Genomic DNA, 236 nt, shown 5'->3' with positions numbered 1-236 from the left:
GGGGAATCGAACCCCCGTCCGAAAGTCCTCTACAGAGCGTTCTACATACTTAGTTGTGTCTATTTAGAATCTCGTCCCCATCATGCCGACCAACAGGCCTTCAGAGAACCAGTTACCTTAAATCTCGTTTCCTGCCAAGTAACCCGACAGAAAACCAGCCAATGTAGAATGACGTTGCGGTAGCTTGCGCTACACAGCCCATTGACCAACTGCTGCAACGGCAGGCCTTAAGCGGC

The 236-nt window shown here is 51.3% G+C and carries 1 other RNA gene; it reads right to left on the bottom strand.

The annotated features are described in order from the left end of the window. Positions 1-236, bottom strand: a transfer-messenger RNA (tmRNA) gene (gene ssrA / locus ACTHSP_RS24105); the annotation flags it as partial.

The sequence above is a fragment of the Neisseria sp. P0001.S005 genome, assembly GCF_051963715.1.
This window is presented reverse-complemented; position numbering and strand designations above follow the sequence as displayed.